The sequence below is a fragment of the Vibrio sp. M250220 genome (assembly GCF_036533795.1).
Classification (GTDB): domain Bacteria; phylum Pseudomonadota; class Gammaproteobacteria; order Enterobacterales; family Vibrionaceae; genus Vibrio.
This window is the reverse complement of record NZ_JATABI010000026.1, coordinates 34657-51975: the sequence shown is the minus strand read 5'-3', so window position 1 is coordinate 51975 and position 17319 is coordinate 34657. Positions and strand designations below refer to the sequence as shown.

Annotated in this window: 9 protein-coding genes and 1 pseudogene; 1 reads left to right on the top strand and 9 read right to left on the bottom strand. The window is 44.8% G+C overall.

The features are described 5' to 3' along the window. From QTN94_RS10770 to QTN94_RS10730, 9 genes and pseudogenes are all read right to left on the bottom strand, one after another. Positions 1–148, bottom strand: a pseudogene (locus tag QTN94_RS10770) (IS5/IS1182 family transposase); the annotation flags it as partial. 369 nt (positions 149–517) lie between these two features. Further along, positions 518–1111: an outer membrane protein gene (locus tag QTN94_RS10765; protein WP_331427639.1), complete on the bottom strand. Its 594-nt coding sequence runs from the start codon at positions 1109–1111 to the stop codon at positions 518–520. A gap of 359 nt (positions 1112–1470) precedes the next feature. Continuing rightward, a complete protein-coding gene (locus tag QTN94_RS10760) occupies positions 1471–1833 on the bottom strand; it encodes a hypothetical protein (protein ID WP_138973163.1) in 363 nt (120 codons plus the stop codon). Beyond that, positions 1811–8875: an RHS repeat-associated core domain-containing protein gene (locus QTN94_RS10755; protein ID WP_331427638.1), complete on the bottom strand. Its 7065-nt coding sequence runs from the start codon at positions 8873–8875 to the stop codon at positions 1811–1813. Before QTN94_RS10755 ends, QTN94_RS10760 begins: the two co-directional genes overlap by 23 nt. After that, positions 8872–9399, bottom strand: coding sequence for a hypothetical protein (locus QTN94_RS10750; RefSeq protein WP_331427637.1), 528 nt, complete (start codon positions 9397–9399; stop codon positions 8872–8874). Before QTN94_RS10750 ends, QTN94_RS10755 begins: the two co-directional genes overlap by 4 nt. Further along, positions 9392–10888 carry an apolipoprotein N-acyltransferase gene (gene lnt / locus QTN94_RS10745; protein WP_331427642.1) on the bottom strand — a complete coding sequence of 499 codons (1497 nt, stop codon included), beginning with the start codon at positions 10886–10888 and terminating at the stop codon, positions 9392–9394. The genes QTN94_RS10750 and lnt overlap by 8 nt, the downstream gene beginning before the upstream one ends. Before the next feature lie 619 nt (positions 10889–11507). Next, a complete protein-coding gene (gcvP, locus tag QTN94_RS10740; RefSeq protein ID WP_331427636.1) occupies positions 11508–14381 on the bottom strand; it encodes an aminomethyl-transferring glycine dehydrogenase in 2874 nt (957 codons plus the stop codon). A 121-nt stretch (positions 14382–14502) separates the two neighbouring features. Next, the gene (gene gcvH, locus QTN94_RS10735; protein WP_138973171.1) at positions 14503–14883 is read right to left on the bottom strand and encodes a glycine cleavage system protein GcvH; all 381 of its coding nucleotides are present in this window, start codon (positions 14881–14883) and stop codon (positions 14503–14505) included. A gap of 34 nt (positions 14884–14917) precedes the next feature. Beyond that, a complete protein-coding gene (locus QTN94_RS10730; protein WP_331427635.1) occupies positions 14918–16213 on the bottom strand; it encodes a serine hydroxymethyltransferase in 1296 nt (431 codons plus the stop codon). A gap of 372 nt (positions 16214–16585) precedes the next feature. Between QTN94_RS10730 and QTN94_RS10725 the strand changes: the two genes are divergently transcribed. Next, entirely contained in the window at positions 16586–17206 is a 621-nt protein-coding gene (locus QTN94_RS10725; RefSeq protein ID WP_138973173.1) for a helix-turn-helix domain-containing protein, read from the top strand. Positions 17207–17319 lie beyond the last annotated feature (113 nt).

The window sequence follows — 17319 nt, the reverse complement described above, 5'->3', positions numbered from 1 at the left end:
GGAAACCTCTACCACGCTTACCATGATGGGTTTTGCATCGCCATGCATCTACAGCTGAATCATCTATCCAGAACGTAACCGAGCCCCGTTTACACAGAGCCTTATTGTACTCCGCCCAGTTAGTTATCTTCTTTTTTGCCTTACCCATGTCACCACCGCTCTAACCATCATAAAGGGTCAGATCGCAAGACTCGAAAAAGGTTCAACTGATTTAGGCAACAACGCCGACCATTGCCAAACAGTTCACCACCGATTCGACCGAAGTTATCACGGCTGGTCGCCACCCAAACAATTTCAGCCGTTTCATCCTCAAGACGCTGGTCAAGGATTTCTTGAAGCTCATTGCCTACCTTTTCGAATGGTATTTTCTAGGGTAGGTGTTCTAACCATAGATCGATACGAAACTTCATCTCGTCTTATCAGTTTTATGACTTAAAATTTATAGCTCAAGCATTTAGCTACAATGCTTGAGCTTGAGTATCTTTCAAGTTAAAGATCCGTTACTGTACTACATGGTTTAGAATTTATATCGTCCACCAAAGCTAACCGTTGAAAGATTCACTGCAATATTATCAGGTGCTGTATACATCATGCGATACCCTAAGTTTAAGACGAACTTCTCAAACTCATACCCTAATTCAGCCCCTAAGCTATGCCCAAAATCTGTAGAGTCACCACTTCCTGAAGGAAGGATGTTACTATCAACACTAGCATCTATTGTATATTGGCCTATACCAGCGACTGCGGCGATGTAAAAACCGTTATTCATTGGTTTGTAAATTGGTCTAACATTGACTGACAAAGAAGAAACACTAACCTCAGATCTTGCATAATATCCTTTGTAAGATGAATAACTTTCTAAATCTCCCATGTAAAAATACTCTCCTTCGAAGCTTACATTAAACTTCTCACTGACTGTCCATACATGCCCAAAACTCAGAGAAAACCCCGGCCCTAACTCTAACGTATTTGAAAGAACATCCAGATCAGTTGTACCGTTGTATGTTGCCCCTAAGTAAGTATATTCTTTATTGGTTTTATCATCACTTGCCACCTCTTGTGCTAATAGCGTTGAGGAAAAAATAATTAAAGGTAAAAATATTAATTTCATAAAAGTTACATCCTATTTAATATATGGAAAAGTCTATTTTTCAAACCGAAATTAGTTATCGATTTATTTGTTTAGAGCCTCCATTACTCACAAATACATTAATAACAAGAACTTCACGCCGTTATTTCCATTAATTATAACGTAATTAAACGAGGTATCTTGCACATACCCATAAACCTCAGCATTGGAGGTGCTTGTTGCTGATAGTGTGAAGAACACGTGTAAATCAGATGCAGCATAATCACTACTGTAACGAGATACATTTGAGTCTGGATTTGAGGTGGTAGAGCTACCATCACCACAACCTGTAACTAGCATTAAAACTGACACATAGTATAATTTCATAACATAATCTATTATTACTCAGAAAGAGGGTAGAGATTGCGCCCATCACATTGAATCGACTTCACACTCTGATATTCATTAAAAACAAAGCTTTCGTTCTTAAAATAAACAACGCTGCACAAACGTTTATCTGTGATATCTGAGCTCATTAATGCCAAATAGCTTTCTCTATTCACTCTAACTCTTAACTTGATTCCCTTTACCGTTTGATAATATAAAGACACCCCACCGAATCGTTCGCTGTCTTCTCCTAAAAAAACCAGCTTAGTATCTACAGTTAATTCAGTTCCGTTTGTTTTATATGTTGTAAAAAAAAACCAAGTTGCTGCGAACATAACATATATTGCCAAACCTCTAAGGCTTATGGCTGCTCTCATAAAGAATTACCCCAGTTCCCACCGCATCAATGGTGTTATCTAATGTTGTATAACCTTGCATAAAGTTTATTGTACCCTGCACGGACAACCCCAAACCGATTAAGTTTGTTAACTCAGAAGCATAAGGAACATTCATTTGAGTTAACCCCTGCTCAACAATATGTGGTTGTTGGTTCCATCTAGCGTCAATACTAGCAGCCGCCCATAGTGCTGGTGCACACCCAATTTTAGTGCCAGCAATACAATCAATGCTTCCCACTGTAACAGTTAAAGAGTCAACTGCTAGAGCCGGGCCTTCTTTTTTAAAGAACTCTACACTGTCTTTTGTAGCAGCATCATTAACTTCTTTTATGATTGTATTTGCTTCACTCATTTTCGCGATACCATTCATACCACGTAAGTCATTGTACAAGTAAACTGTAATCACACTAACAGCAGAGCGCATCACCGCATCTCGGCTGTTGGCTCCACTTGCTGCGGCCGCTATACCTGACACGATAATCATACCTCCAGCTTGAAGAGTCTGCGTTTGAACATTGGCATGAACAATTCCTCCACCAAGCTTACCAATGACACCGCTGATAAAGCCTTGCTTGAAGCTACCACCTTGCAATTCATGGATACCGCCTTGAGCTACACCATGAGCAAGGGGTAATGCCGCTCTTAAGCTTCCTGTTTGTGCATTGAATGGACTGCCCTCACCATGGGCGAGCCCATTGGTAATAGCCGCTGATGCTCCACCAATAACACCTGCCTCTAATGCGCTGCCAAAGTCTCCCGTGGTTATATAGTTAGTTGTAAAAGAGGTAGTTGCACCACTTGCCGCTACTTGTGCAGTTTCTCCTAAACTCGAATAAAACCCTCCGGCACCATAGGCCATCATCACCGTACCAACGATTGCGCCGACTTTCTGTATGGTCGGATTTTCAAAGGTTTGAGACCCAATAAAAATGACAAGCCCAGCAACAAACCACCCCCAAACGTGACCAGTAGGGTCATTAAATTTCACCGGATTATTAAGTACATAAGCGTAACGGTTGTAACTTTGGCTAAAGCTCGGCTCTGGCACGAACGTATCGGCACTTAAGAAACGACCAATCACAGGGTCATACAAACGCGCGTTCATATTAATAAGACCACTGCTATTGCCAACATTTTCATGCCCAGTAAAGCCGCGCATTTCTGCGTTGGTAAACATTGGGGTTGCTTGCAACTCAGCAGAGGCGAGTAGCTCACCAAATGGCGTATAGCCACGCTCAATCTGCACTTGTCCGTTCGGGTCTGTAATGAGGTCAGCCGTACCGAGAGCATCGCGATGGAAATAAGCTGTGCGGTCAATTTGTTTTTCGCTGCCAATTAACGTTTTGACATGCTCAGCAACCGCTTGGTTATCGGCAAGGAAGCGGTGACGCATTGTTGTCACGGTCTTACCGCTGTTATCCGTTGATAATTCAAGCTGATATTCAGGACTAATGTAGTATGTCGTCACACCATTTGCGCTTTGTTTCACACGCTCACGTTCACTGCCATACTGATATTGCACGATATTGCCATTGTCGTTGATATGTCTAGCTTTGTTAAACGAGTTCCAAGCAAGTGTACGGCCACGACCTGTCAGCATGTTGCCGTTGGCATCATAGGTATATCCGTTCGTTAACTGACCATTTGGATTGACTTCAAAGTCACCTTGATCGGTTTTATACGTCAAGTTGCCATAGACATCGTAACGATAGTCGCGCTCAATAGAGGAGACACTCTTGTTATCGCTGAAGTTCCACTGCGTTAGACGGTCAAAGTCATCATACTGGTAGTATTCAGATTGATTGCGTATCGCACTGACTTTACTTAACACATTACTGCGCTCGTCATAGGTATAATTGATATCACGCAGATAGGTATCGCCCATGCCTGTAGTGATGCGTTGAACCGTACCACGAGAGCGGTCTATATCACGTCGAGTTAGTAGACCATTGCCAAACAGTTCACCACCGATTCGACCGAAGTTATCACGGCTGGTCGCCACCCAAACAATTTCAGCCGTTTCATCCTCAAGACGCTGATCCATGATTTCTTGAAGCTCTGCCTCAGCCACCACTAAATCATCCAGCTCATCCGTTAAGTCTGATAAAAGGTCGGTTTGCGTTCTTGCAAGAGACGCATAGCTCTGAGCTTGCGTAATCAGCTCATCCGCCCTAGCTTCTGCGTTATCAGATAACGCTTGGTAATGATTCGCTTGGCTTTGTTCTTGGTTTGCTTGCGCACGCTGGCGATTCGCAATGGCATAATAATGGTCAGCCCAACGTTTATAGACTTGCGTTAAGTTAACCGATGAAGAAGGCCCTACAAAACAACCTGCTTTTAACTTGCCACTAGAAGGCCAACAAAAATTATTCTGAACCATCCACAGAGGTACCCTCTCTGTATACACTTTTCGGGTTTTACAGTTTCCTTTCCAGTCTTTCTTCAGACAGCGATCATATTTATAATACGCATAACCGTTTTGAGTCTTGTAATGATTGAATATTGTCCCACTATACGCTGACCAATAGTAATTAGCTTTGGCACGATACCTATTTGCTCTCTGAATATTAATACTTGCACTTCTAAACAAAGACTGTGCACTGGCGCTTAGCTGATTCGCCGTGTTTTGATAGCTAGCACTTTGTGCAAATAACTGCTCTGCGGCTTGGCGAAGACGTTCAGATTCTTCAATGTAAAATTGGGCGCTTTGCTCTAGCTCGTAGGCCTGTGCCTCAAGTTCCATGATGCGCTCTGAGGTTTCCATCAGCGCAGTTTCAATTTGCAAATATTGGCTATCCCAAATGTCTGAGTAGGGAATACTCATTCGTTTGAGTAGGCCATTGACATCATAATCTTTATCCAGATTCATACCCGATGGGAAAATCACTCGACTTAGTCGGCCTTGCTCATTGTACTCATACTGAGTGGTGTAACTGGAGCCATCAATCGTTAAGGTCATAGACTCTGTTCGACCGAGGGCATCGTATGTGTAGCTGCGATTGCTGCTATCACTACTTGCGACATCAAGACCACCTTTCAATACTTGGTCATATTGCCATTGGTTTACACCATCAGGACGAGTTTCACCCGTTTTTCGGCCAAGTGCATCATAAGTAAAGGTGGTGCGTTGCCCCTTAGCATCTTGTTGCCAAACAAGCTCGCCCCAAGCGTTATGTCCGTACGTCCACACGCCCATTGCAGGGTCGTTCATTTGAGTTTTATAACCTAGCTGGTTATAAGTCAGCTCCGTCACCAAACCATTGGTATCGGTTTTTGTTAGGTTCCCTACTGCGTCATAGGTATAGCGAACCGTCGATTGCCCATTTTCAGTAATTTGAACCGTCTGACCTAGGCCATTGGTTTGCTCGACTTTTTCAAACTGACCAGGACCAGTTATTGTCGCGGTTAAGCCTTGATAGTACGTTGTGGATACTAGGTCACCGACATCTTCTGTAGGCTGGGTTTGCCTAATTGGGCGACCTAAATCATCATAAGCGGTTTGCAACCAGAAAGTCGCATCGCCAGCGAAGTAGCCCTCAAAGTAAGGCATGGTTTCGCCCACTTTTTGCCCTTTGGCATCATAAGCGATATCGACAATAACCGTTTTACCATCACCATTGAGTTGTGTCGTGCGAACTTCTCGGCCTAATCCATCGAAATACGTCGTTGACAGCCCGCCTTGCGAGGTTTGTGTGGTCACCATAAAGACACTGCGGTCACCGAGGGTTAATCCATGCTGGTCTAACCCTGCATCAGCACCATCGCTCCACTCATACACCTGCGCAACCCAATTGCCGTCAGGAAGTGTTTTCTTCACTTCGCGACAATAATCATCATACTCAAAGCGTGTGACCAAACCATTCGCATCGGTAATGCTCTGCGGCAGACCACATTGGTTGTCATAGGTGGTGCTCACAGCATGACCGAGTGCGTTTGTGTGTCTGGTCACTCGTCCATAGACATCGTAAGCCGTTGCCGATTGTCTGGTTTCACCACTTCCCGTTGTTTGCTCTGAGGTTCTAAACCCTTTAGGGCTATAACCAAATCGAGTCGTTAATGCCAATGCATGTCCGGGCTCTAAAGTTTGTTCAACTAATGCGCCTGTATCAGCGTCATAAGAGAAAGAGGTACGCCTTACTTGGGAGTCGTGACGGTTCGATTTAGTGACACTGATATTAGTTGGTTTACCAATCAGCCAGCGCTGAGTGTCGTGTTGGTAGCGTGTTGTCGTGGTTTCAATGAATTGCCCTCCGTTACCATCTTCAATGACTTTGGTAATCGTATCTGGGAAGTTAAGCGCATCATAGCCACGGTATTGAGTCGTCGTATTCGTTAACAGGTTCGAGGATAAATCCCACGCCTTCTGGTTGGTTTCGACCAATTGAGGCCATGTTTGACCTGATACAGGTGCATTAACATCTTGATAAACAAAATGACTTTCTGCTACTTTGCGATTGTTAATATTAGTTTCGGTTTTAGCGATATAAGGCACCCAGTCTCCGTGGTACGCAGTCGTACTAATCGACTTCGTTTTGCGCTCAACATCATGAGTCTGGATTTCACCAAATCCAAGTAGTCCCTTGTCCTTATGTGCGTGATAACCTTTATATAGGTATTCAGTTCGATTAGTGCCACCAATAGCATTGTCTTGCTTGAGGGCTTTCACTACTTTGAAGTTTGGCGTTAAGCCAATGAGTCCTTGCGGTGGGGCTGCATTTTGAAACACCGAAGCATCGCCCGTCATGCCATACTCGAACTCACTTTTTATCCCTAAGCCAGATGTCACAGATTTAAGTAGTGCTAATGGCTCAAACTCATAAGACAAACACGTTAATCCATCGATAGAGCGGTAACAATCGCCAAGTAGACCATCGCCATTCGCATCCACGCCTTTTTTAAACGGGCCGTAAATGTTATTGGAATACAAATAGTAAATGGTCGTCTTAATACCAAAGATTTTTTTTACATAGTTATCTGAATATGTAATGTCATCATCAAGAAGTTCAAGGTCTGCGTTTATCGTAGCGAGAAGTGTTGATTGATTAAAACGATCGCCATTACCGTAGGCACAATACACTCGCTCTCCAGCGATGTAACAGAAATCGGCTAGCCCATCGCTGTTTCGATCAGATAGCATGATAGAGGCTTCCACTTGAGCAACATTATCGTCATCATCATCAGAGATTTCAAAGTGGTCGCGTCCAAGAACCAAACGCGTTGTGGCAGTTTCAAAACCTTTGCCTGTATTTTGATGACAGACATAGTTATTCCCGCTTCGATAGCACAGTTCTGGCAAACCATCACCACTGATATCCACCAAGTTCATGGTGCGTTGAAGTTGTTCGACCTTAGCCACATCTTGAAAGTATGGCTCGAGATTAGGCTGTGGATCTGAGGGCAATTGACCACCTATCGGCAACTGATTAGCCCAGCGATCTGGTGCTTCAAATGACAGGTTCCCTTCCGACTTCTTGCCTAATGAGCAGTAAAAGTGACCATCAAGCCTTACCCCGCAAAGGTCTGCAAACCCATCTTTATTTATATCGATGAATTGGCTTTGTGGCATTTTTACTGGTTCTGGCGTGAAATCTAGAAAAAGAAATTTCATAGATTCATAGCTTTTTTCTAAAGGATAACCATGATTAATCAGCACATAGTCTGATGATAGGCCACTTCCGGTATTGTTCGCACACACCACACGGTTCGATTCAACGCGGCAAACATCCACCAATCCATCATTGTTGGCATCCAATAGGCGTACCGCTTTATCAATCGTATAATTTCGGCTCCAGTAATGCCCAGAATCAAACGAGCGTCCATTGCGGTTTAATGCGCAGAAAAAGCCCGTTTCATTGAATGCACAGACATCCTGAAAACTATCATCGTCGATATCCATTAGGCTGATGGATGCGTAGTTTTCTGCTTCTTCCCATGCACTACCTTGGAAATCACTGCTCCATTTCACCGCACTGCCATAACGGCCATTACCTTCATTCAAGCCACAGTAGAGGCCGTCTTTTAAATAACAAATATCACTCAAACCATCTCGATTGATGTCGCCAGCAACAAAGCCTTTAAACTCACCCAGGCGGTAGAGCGTTTTTTGCTCCGGCTCACTACCGGCATAAGGGTTACTTTCCCACTCAAAGGTATGAGCAGGCATACATTCCTCATCCGAGCCACACACTCGCAAGCTATTTAAACGCGTCAGTTCAATGCCTTGAGAGTTCACTTCACCATAGGTGAATTCAATGCGGCGAAGCGCATGACCACTGCGGTTAATTTGAATATTATCGAGCTTTTGTGCCAATGTTTGTTTCTGACCAAACCGATAGGAAGAGAGGACATCAGGGCGATTGACGTAATTAAAGTTAAGGCTTACATCTGCGTATTGGATTTTATCAAGATAATGTTGACCTTGGTGAGTTCGGTACCGATAGTCGATACCATTATTAAATCGGTCAGATTGCTGAGAAATAAACCATTCGAGCCCATGACCATCAACCGTAAGTTGTGCGTCCTCTCTTGAACCGTATCGGGTCACATAACCATCTGCGGAATAAATCGTCCAACTATCAGGCCCCGAAGTCAGGCTGCCGTTTGCAACTACCTTAGTTTGCCAACCTCCCTTAGTGCGGTATTCACTGCCATTTTTACCTAACTGCCCCGAGACTAGGAAAAGCCTTTTGCCATCCAAACAGTAGACATCGGTATCATCAAAACGGAGCCCACTGTTGACACCATCATCTTGTTCATTTCGGCTACAGCGAGTGATGCTAGATAAGCCATCCAAACTCACTCCTAAGCCTAGTGGCCCATTCCCTGAGCCCTGTTGATAACTGACAGACAAAGAAGGGACAAGCTCATTGACGCCACTCGGTAACTGCAAATCAACTTGATAACCTGATTTTCCTTGAGAAACAAATGCACTACCACTGAGTTCCCCCACAGAAGAGGAAAGAGAAGGGAGGGAGAAACAAGAGAGCGCAACGATACATAAGCTCGATTTAATTCTTATCATAACGACTCCTTGTTGTTACCCAAATTGTTAAATCGTTGTTCAATATCGATAAGATCGTCTTCGACCTCAATCACTTGCTTTTCAATTGCTTGAACTTGAGTCGACGGCGTATCAGGAGTCAGTAATACAGGGTCGTAGGTGAATACAATGCCCTCTTGCTCAAGCTCTGACAAAATCATACTCGCTTTAGCCAATACCAATTCAGGGGACTCTTCTTCAGATTGAGCTATCACCGTCTCTTCATCTAACTGACGTTTAGCATCAGCAATATCTTGGTTAAACATGTCCAGCTCTGCCAGCATCTGAGCTTCAAGGCGCTCGCTTTGAGACTCAAAGTCATGGCTCGACTCAGTGAGTGCTATGGTTGATGAATCTGACGCACTCTCCATATCTGGAGAAGAAGAGCTTGCGACAGGCGTGCCTATTCTCTGAGTATGTACCGATTTATCGTAGTTAAGGGCAACGATACCAATGCCGACAACAAGAGCAAAACCAGCCCCTGTCGTGAACCAACGTTTAACCATGACGTATCCTTGTTTCGGTATTTTTCGCTGCGCTAAAGATGCGCTTATTATGGGTAGAGCGAACATTTGTTAGCCCAAGCTGATTAAGTGCATGCAGTAACAGCAAGACACCGACTGATAGCCACAATAGCCATTTGTGTCCGTACTGCGTGTAAAGAGTTTGGCGTGTTTGGAGTGGCACAACGACATCCAATACCTGCGTTCTTTGATGAGTAACTTGAGAAAGCACATCGCCATTAGGTGCGACAAGCGAAGTAAAGCCCTGATTGGTCGGATAAATAATCGACTTTCCAATTTCAGCCGCTCTCACCTGCGTCAATTTGAGTAGAAACTGTTTGACCCAAGGGGTTTGTGTCCATTCCACATCACTCAGTAAAATCGCGACGTTACCGGACTGTAATTTAGAGGCGAACACATCGGAATAGAGCGCCTCATAGCATACGGCTAACACTGCTTTGAGCGGCCCAATATTATGGACGTTGCTCGTATTGGGGACGACTTGCATATCGCCACCTCTAGATAACGTCACGCGCTCCATCCAATCAATAAACCAAGTGGGGCGATACTCACCAAAAGGCACCAAACGCTGCTTATAGTAAATAGGGGCAAGCTCATCGTTTCGGTAAATGACGTTCTGCAAGTGCTGTCCATTTCTCGCTTGTCCACCCCAAATAACCACCACGTGTTTGTCGTCAATTTTCTGTAGGCTTTTCTGAACAAAAGGAGCAATTTCTCGATACGGCATGGACATCGAAGATTCAGGCCACACGACAATGTCGGCTCTTGGCGCTTGCAAGGAAAGAGATGCGTAACGCTGAACACGTTCAATGACCTCATTTTTGGACAGCTTGTGTGTACCACTGAAATTCCCGTGAATCATTCGAACCTTCGCTTGGTCAGGCGAGAAGTAGTAGTTATTCACCGCTTGAATGCCTTTATCGAGCGCAACGATAACCAAAATACTCATCACAAATTGGCTCAAGGGGCGAGTCGGTGACGATCGATTGATAAACACATAAACCAACAAACTCGCCACGACATAAACTAAAAAGCTGCCACCAAAAGCCCCGATAACACTTAACCAGCCGGACAAACCGACATCTTGGAATAAGAAACCGGGATGTAACCATGAAAACGAAAAGCTGGTAAGTTCACGTAAGATATCAATAGACACTAAGATAAAGGGAAGCGTCACCAATGCACTGCGACGAGACAGCCCGAGAGTAACAATAGGAACAATCAGAAAGCTTAGTGATAATATGAAGATAAGTAAGGGCCAAAGTCCCCAACGTATCCAACTGGCGTCACCGTACTCATCAGCGAGGTAACCGTTCACCCAAAACAGTGAGGTAACGTAATACCCTAATCCAAATAACATCCATAAGGCACATCGAGCGCTTTTTGTTTTGAGCTGAATATGCACAAAGAAAAGAACAGCAAAACTAATCAGTGCTATCCCTAAACTTATTAATTCAAAGCGATAAGACATTGCATGAGCAACGCCTACGACTATCCCTAACCACCACATACATCATTCTTTTTTATAATATAACCACAATAACTAGGTGGTATTATTAACATATGCAACTGGCAATTTAGCGTGTTTTTTTTGTACAAAACACAGAGGCGGAACGAGCATCTTACAGTGTGAATTTTAAGTAAATGCTGACTTGAATAACGTGATTTTATTGCACTTATAGTTAGTTCTAAATGCATCTATCGAATCAGGACTGCTTGGGACATTTTTCAGCGTATGCAAGAGAGAAATGTGAGGCTTAGGTAACCCTGATGCTCGTCCCGCATTGGAATGACATTATCGATTGTAGTAGGTCACATCAGGACTAGGTTGCGAGGAGACATACTTTATGTGATTTCGTCTAGAGCGAGGAAACACTTGTATCTAATTTCTAAAAGTGGACACTAAACGATCAATGGAAATCCTTACCGACCAACCAGTCAGCTTTAAGGACGGTATGGTAGTTAAGTTAACGCTATTAAGTTGGTTGTTCATATGAGCTACAACGCCCCCCAAAGAAAAGGCGAACCAAACGGTTCGCCTTTTTATTCAAGTTAGTTTCCAACTTGGTTATCTGTGATCAACGAGATAATTAATCTTCGTAATTGTCGATACTTGGACAAGAGCAGATTAGGTTACGGTCACCGTAGACATTGTCTACACGGTTAACAGTTGGCCAGTACTTCCAGCTCTTAGTCGCAGGTGATGGGAAGCAGCCTAGCTCACGCGAGTAAGGGCGGTCCCATTCGTCTTTCGACAGGTCAACTTGAGTGTGAGGCGCTTTCACTAGAGGGTTATTGTCTAGTGGCCACTCACCATTTTTGACTTTGTCCATCTCTTCACGGATAGCAATCATGGCATCACAGAAGCGGTCAAGTTCTTCTAGGTCTTCAGATTCTGTTGGCTCAACCATCAGTGTACCCGCAACAGGGAACGACATCGTTGGCGCGTGGAATCCGTAGTCCATAAGACGTTTAGCGATATCTTCTTCGCTGATGCCTGTTTCTTCTTTAAGCGGACGAATGTCGATAATACATTCGTGAGCAACGCGGCCGTTAGTACCACGGTAAAGTACAGGGTAGTGAGGGCGTAGACGCTCCATCACGTAGTTTGCGTTTAGAATCGCGACTTTTGTTGCTTCTGTTAGACCCGCTTCACCCATCATCGCGATGTAAGCCCAAGAGATTGGCAGGATTGAAGCACTACCTAGATCCGCAGCAGATACCGCGTAGTCGTTGCCTTCAACACCATTTTCGATGTGACCAGGTAGGAAAGGTGCTAGGTGTGATTTAACACCGATAGGACCCATACCAGGACCACCGCCACCGTGTGGGATACAGAACGTTTTGTGTAGGTTCAGGTGTGAAACATCTGAGCCGATAAAGCCTGGAGACGTTAAGCCCACCTGTGCGTTCATGTTGGCACCGTCTAGGTAAACCTGACCGCCAGCCGCATGAACCATTTCACATACTTCTTTCACTTGCTCTTCATACACACCGTGCGTCGAAGGGTAGGTGATCATGATGCTTGATAGGTTTTCTGCGTGCTTTTCGATTTTAGCGGCTAGGTCGGCCATATCGATGTTGCCTTCGTCATCACACTTAACAACGACGACCTTCATTGACACCATAGACGCAGTCGCAGGGTTAGTACCATGTGCTGAGCTAGGGATCAGGCACACATTACGGTGCCCTTCGCCACGGCTTTCGTGGTAGCGCTGAATCGCGATAAGACCTGCGTATTCACCTGATGCACCAGAGTTTGGCTGAAGTGAGAACGCGTCGTAGCCTGTGATTTCACATAGCTTCTCTTTTAGGTCTTTAGCTAGAGCTGAGTAGCCTGCGGCTTGATCCATTGGTGCGAATGGGTGAATTGAGCCAAATTCAGGCCATGTCACTGGGATCATTTCAGCAGCAGCATTAAGCTTCATTGTACAACTGCCTAGTGGGATCATACCGTGTGTTAGCGAGAAGTCTTTGTTCTCAAGTTGCTTCAGGTAACGCATCATTTGCGTTTCGCTGTGGTGCGTGTTGAACACAGGGTGAGTCAAGTACTTAGATGTACGACGCAATGCTTCTGGAATCGCGGCAAACTCGTTGCTAGCAATTTCTGAAGAAAGGGTATTCACATCTTGGCTAACTGCAAATACTGCAAATACTGCAAATAGTGCTTCGATATCCGACGTGGTTGTTGTTTCGTCGAAGCTGATGCCTAACTTACCATCAAGCTTGCGCAGGTTGATGTCAGCGGCTTGCGCTTTCGCGTATAGCTCGTCTGTTTTGTCTGCCGAGTTGATAGTGATGGTGTCAAAGAAACTGTTGTGAGCCAGTTCAAAGCCGGATTTGTTAAGGCCGGCCGCAAGGATCGCTGTCATGTGGTGAGTACGGCGCGCGATAGTACGCAGACCTTCTGCTCCGTGGTAAACGGCGTAGAAAGAGGCCATATTCGCTAGCAAAGCCTGTGCAGTACAGATGTTCGAGGTCGCTTTTTCACGACGGATGTGTTGTTCACGAGTCTGCATTGCCATACGTAGCGCTTGGTTGCCGTTGGCATCGATAGAAACACCGATAACACGGCCAGGCATCGTACGTTTATGTTGGTCACGTGTTGCCATGAATGCAGCGTGTGGGCCACCGTAGCCCATTGGTACGCCGAAGCGTTGAGCACTACCGATTACTACATCAGCGCCCATTTCACCCGCAGGTTTAATAAGAGCTGAGGCGAGTAGGTCGGTTGCGACCGTTACTAGAATTTTGTTTTCATGTGCTTTAGTGATGATGTCAGTCAGATCATGAACTTCACCCGTTGTGCCTGGGTACTGAAGTAATGCACCGAACACGTCTTGGTCAGCCAGTGTTTCAACTGCGCCAACTTGAACATCGAAACCGATGTATTTAGCACGAGTTTTGACGACTTCAAGCGTTTGTGGATGAACGTCATCAGCAACGAAGAAAACGTTGCTCTTGCTCTTACCTGCACGCTTACACAGAGTCATTGCTTCGCCGGCTGCTGTTGCTTCGTCAAGCAGTGATGCGTTCGCAATGTCCATTGCAGTAAGATCCATGACCATCTGCTGGTAGTTAAGCAGTGCTTCAAGACGACCTTGAGAAATCTCAGGTTGGTATGGCGTGTACGCAGTGTACCAACCTGGGTTTTCTAGCACGTTACGTAAAATTACGTTTGGTGTGAAAGTGTTGTAGTAACCTTGACCAATAAAGGTACGCTTAATTTGGTTAAGGTTAGCAAATTCGCGCATGGCAACCAGCATGTCTGCTTCGCTTTTTGCTTCTGCAAGCGTCATTGGCTTTTCTAGGCGAATTTGCGCTGGAACCGTCTCTTCGATCAATGTGTCTAGATTCGCTACGTTGATCGCTTCCAACATTTTTTGTTGGTCAGATTTGTTTGGTCCATTGTGGCGTGCAACGAACTCATTTTGTGTGCTGAGGCTTTGAAGTAATTCAGTCATTGTCCTTTACCTACTCCATCATTCGGGTAACGGATTACAGCATTGCTGATAATATTGATTATACGTCCGAACGTTGAAAAAAAGCTGCCACCTAAACGGGGCAGCTTTGCTGTATTCCTAATTACTCGTCTTCGATTGAGTTTAGGTACTCTTCTGCGTCTTTTAGATTGTCTAGCTCTGATGGATCAGACATCTTCACTTTAACAATCCAGCCGCCTTCATAAGGTTCTTCGTTAATAAGCTCTGGGCTGTCTTCTAGATCTTCATTGATTTCAACGATTTCGCCCGTGATTGGGGCGTAAATGTCCGACGCTGCTTTTACAGACTCAACAAGTGAGAAGCTGTCGCCTGCTTCGATTTCGTCTTCAACAGCAGGCAAGTCTACGAATACAACGTCGCCTAGCATCTCTTGTGCGTGCTCCGAAATACCGATAGTTACTGTGCCATCACCGTTGTCACGAACCCATTCATGGCTGTCTGCAAACTTCAGTGTGTTGTCCATTGCTTATTCTCCAAAAATAACTGTATTAAATTGTTTATTGGTAAAGTGGGAAGCGAGCGCAGAGTGTTTTCACTTCTTTGCGAACACGTTGCTCTACTTCAGCGTTGCCTTCTGGGTTATCAACCAACCCGTCTAGTACATCGCCAATCCAGTTACCGATGAGTTTGAATTCTTCAGCGCCAAAGCCTCGGCTTGTTCCTGCAGGCGTACCCAAACGGATGCCCGATGTAATCATAGGCTTCTCTGAGTCGAATGGGATGCCATTTTTGTTACATGTGATCCCAGCACGTTCTAGGGCTTCTTCTGCTTTGTTGCCTTTCAGTCCTTTAGGACGTAGGTCAACCAACATCAGGTGCGTATCTGTACCACCAGTCACAATGTCACAACCGCGAGTTTGCAATACTTCCGCAAGAACTTTTGCGTTGTCGATCACTGAATCAATATAAGTTGAAAATTCAGGACCTAACGCTTCACCAAATGCGACTGCTTTAGCTGCGATTACGTGCATTAGTGGGCCGCCTTGTAGACCAGGGAAAACGGCTGAGTTGATCTTTTTGATGATCTCTTCGTGGTTGGTCAGAATCATGCCGCCGCGAGGACCACGTAGTGTTTTATGAGTTGTGGTCGTCACCACGTGTGCATGCGGTAGTGGGCTAGGGTGAGCGCCCGTTGCGATTAGGCCAGCAATGTGTGCCATATCGACCATTAGGATTGCATCCACTTCGTCTGCGATTTCGCGGAACTTAGCGAAATCAATCGTGCGTGGAATCGCACTACCGCCTGCAATAATCATTTTAGGCTTGTGTTCAACCGCTAATGCGCGAACATCTTCATAGTTGATTTCAAGTGTTTCACGGTCAACGCCATACTGTACTGCGTTGAACCATTTGCCTGAAAGTGCAGGGCGAGCACCGTGAGTCAGGTGACCACCTGCGTCTAGAGACATACCTAGGATGGTATCACCAGGTTGAAGTAGAGCCAGTTTTACCGCACCGTTTGCTTGAGCGCCAGAGTGAGGCTGAACGTTGACATATTCACACTTGAACAACTGTTTTGCGCGTTCAATAGCGATAGACTCAACCGTATCTACGTGTTCACAACCACCGTAATAGCGGCGGCCTGGATAACCTTCTGCGTATTTGTTTGTTAAACACGTTCCTTGTGCTTGCATTACCGCTTTAGAAACAATGTTCTCAGAAGCGATAAGCTCAATTTGTTCGTTTTGACGAGTGAACTCGGCTTGGATGCCAGCGAATACAGCATCATCAGTAGCAGCAAGGTTAGTAGAGAAAAAGTTCTCTAGGCTATGATTTTGAAACGGTTTGTTCATGGTAGATGACCTTCCATTCGTGCCAACGAGATTTTTATATACGCTAATTGGTTCTCGTCAGTTCTACTTCTTTGTCTGCTCATTACTCTGCACGAGCAGGGTGAATTTCCATACCCCAAAATAGCGGGGAAAACTGAAACCAAGGGTTAAATTCCTCAACATTTGGCTTCCGAAATAACATCTCTACAACTAACAAGTTGGTAACATAACGGTTGTGAAAGGAACAATCAACCAAAAATTTCCTATTGGAAACAAGGTTTCTATTTTTGTTAACAAGAGCACGGTTTATTTCTCATTCGAACCTTTCTTCCACTTTACGCTTCGTGCACAATGAAAAATGAGACAGGAAGTAGTAGAAATTAAGAGGGAAATATGCCCGAAGATATCTTTGATGATTATCCATCTTTGACTCTGGCCAAAGAGGCTGAAGAAAACATTGAACCGCTAAAACTGGGGCAGCGAATTAAAGATATTCGTGGCAAGTTGGGCATTACATTAGAAGAGGCGAGTCAGCGTACAGGGTTGGCGCGTTCGACGTTAAGTAAAATCGAGAATGAGCAGATCTCTCCAACCTTCCAAGCGATGCAGAAATTGGCATCTGGATTGCAGATAGATATGCCGCAACTGTTTGAACCGCCTAGAAAAAAGGTGGCGACAGGGCGTAGGGATATTACCAAGGCAAATCAGGGTAAACCGCATCCTACACCTACCTATGAGCATGAGCTTCTGGCTACGCAACTATCTAACAAGAAAATGATGCCATTTAAGAGTCAGGTCCACGCTCGAAGCTTTGATGAGTACACCGATTGGGTGCGACATGACGGAGAGGAGTTTCTACTGATTTTATCTGGTTCAGTAATGTTCTATTCCGAATTCTATGAACCAGTAGAAATGCATGCAGGTGATAGCGTCTATTATGATGCCAATATGGGGCATATGTTGGTCTCAACCAGTGAGCAAGACGCGCACATTTTGTGGGTTACTGCAAAGTAACGTGAACGGTTTGTTAATTTCTTATAGTGAATGCAAACGGTTGCTTTTGGGTTGAACATGAATGCAATACCGCCACCTTGACGATTTGTTCGTCAAGGTGGCGTTTTTATTTT

Bases quoted from the DNA above. Each gene is read 5' to 3' on its own strand.
- QTN94_RS10765 (WP_331427639.1), bottom strand. From the start codon at position 1,111: ATGAAATTAATATTTTTACCTTTAATTATTTTTTCCTCAACGCTATTA.
- QTN94_RS10725 (WP_138973173.1), top strand. From the start codon at position 16,586: ATGCCCGAAGATATCTTTGATGATTATCCATCTTTGACTCTGGCCAAA.
- lnt (WP_331427642.1), bottom strand. From the start codon at position 10,888: ATGTCTTATCGCTTTGAATTAATAAGTTTAGGGATAGCACTGATTAGT.
- QTN94_RS10750 (WP_331427637.1), bottom strand. From the start codon at position 9,399: ATGGTTAAACGTTGGTTCACGACAGGGGCTGGTTTTGCTCTTGTTGTC.
- QTN94_RS10755 (WP_331427638.1), bottom strand. From the start codon at position 8,875: ATGATAAGAATTAAATCGAGCTTATGTATCGTTGCGCTCTCTTGTTTC.
- gcvP (WP_331427636.1), bottom strand. From the start codon at position 14,381: ATGACTGAATTACTTCAAAGCCTCAGCACACAAAATGAGTTCGTTGCA.
- QTN94_RS10760 (WP_138973163.1), bottom strand. From the start codon at position 1,833: ATGAGAGCAGCCATAAGCCTTAGAGGTTTGGCAATATATGTTATGTTC.
- QTN94_RS10730 (WP_331427635.1), bottom strand. From the start codon at position 16,213: ATGAACAAACCGTTTCAAAATCATAGCCTAGAGAACTTTTTCTCTACT.
- gcvH (WP_138973171.1), bottom strand. From the start codon at position 14,883: ATGGACAACACACTGAAGTTTGCAGACAGCCATGAATGGGTTCGTGAC.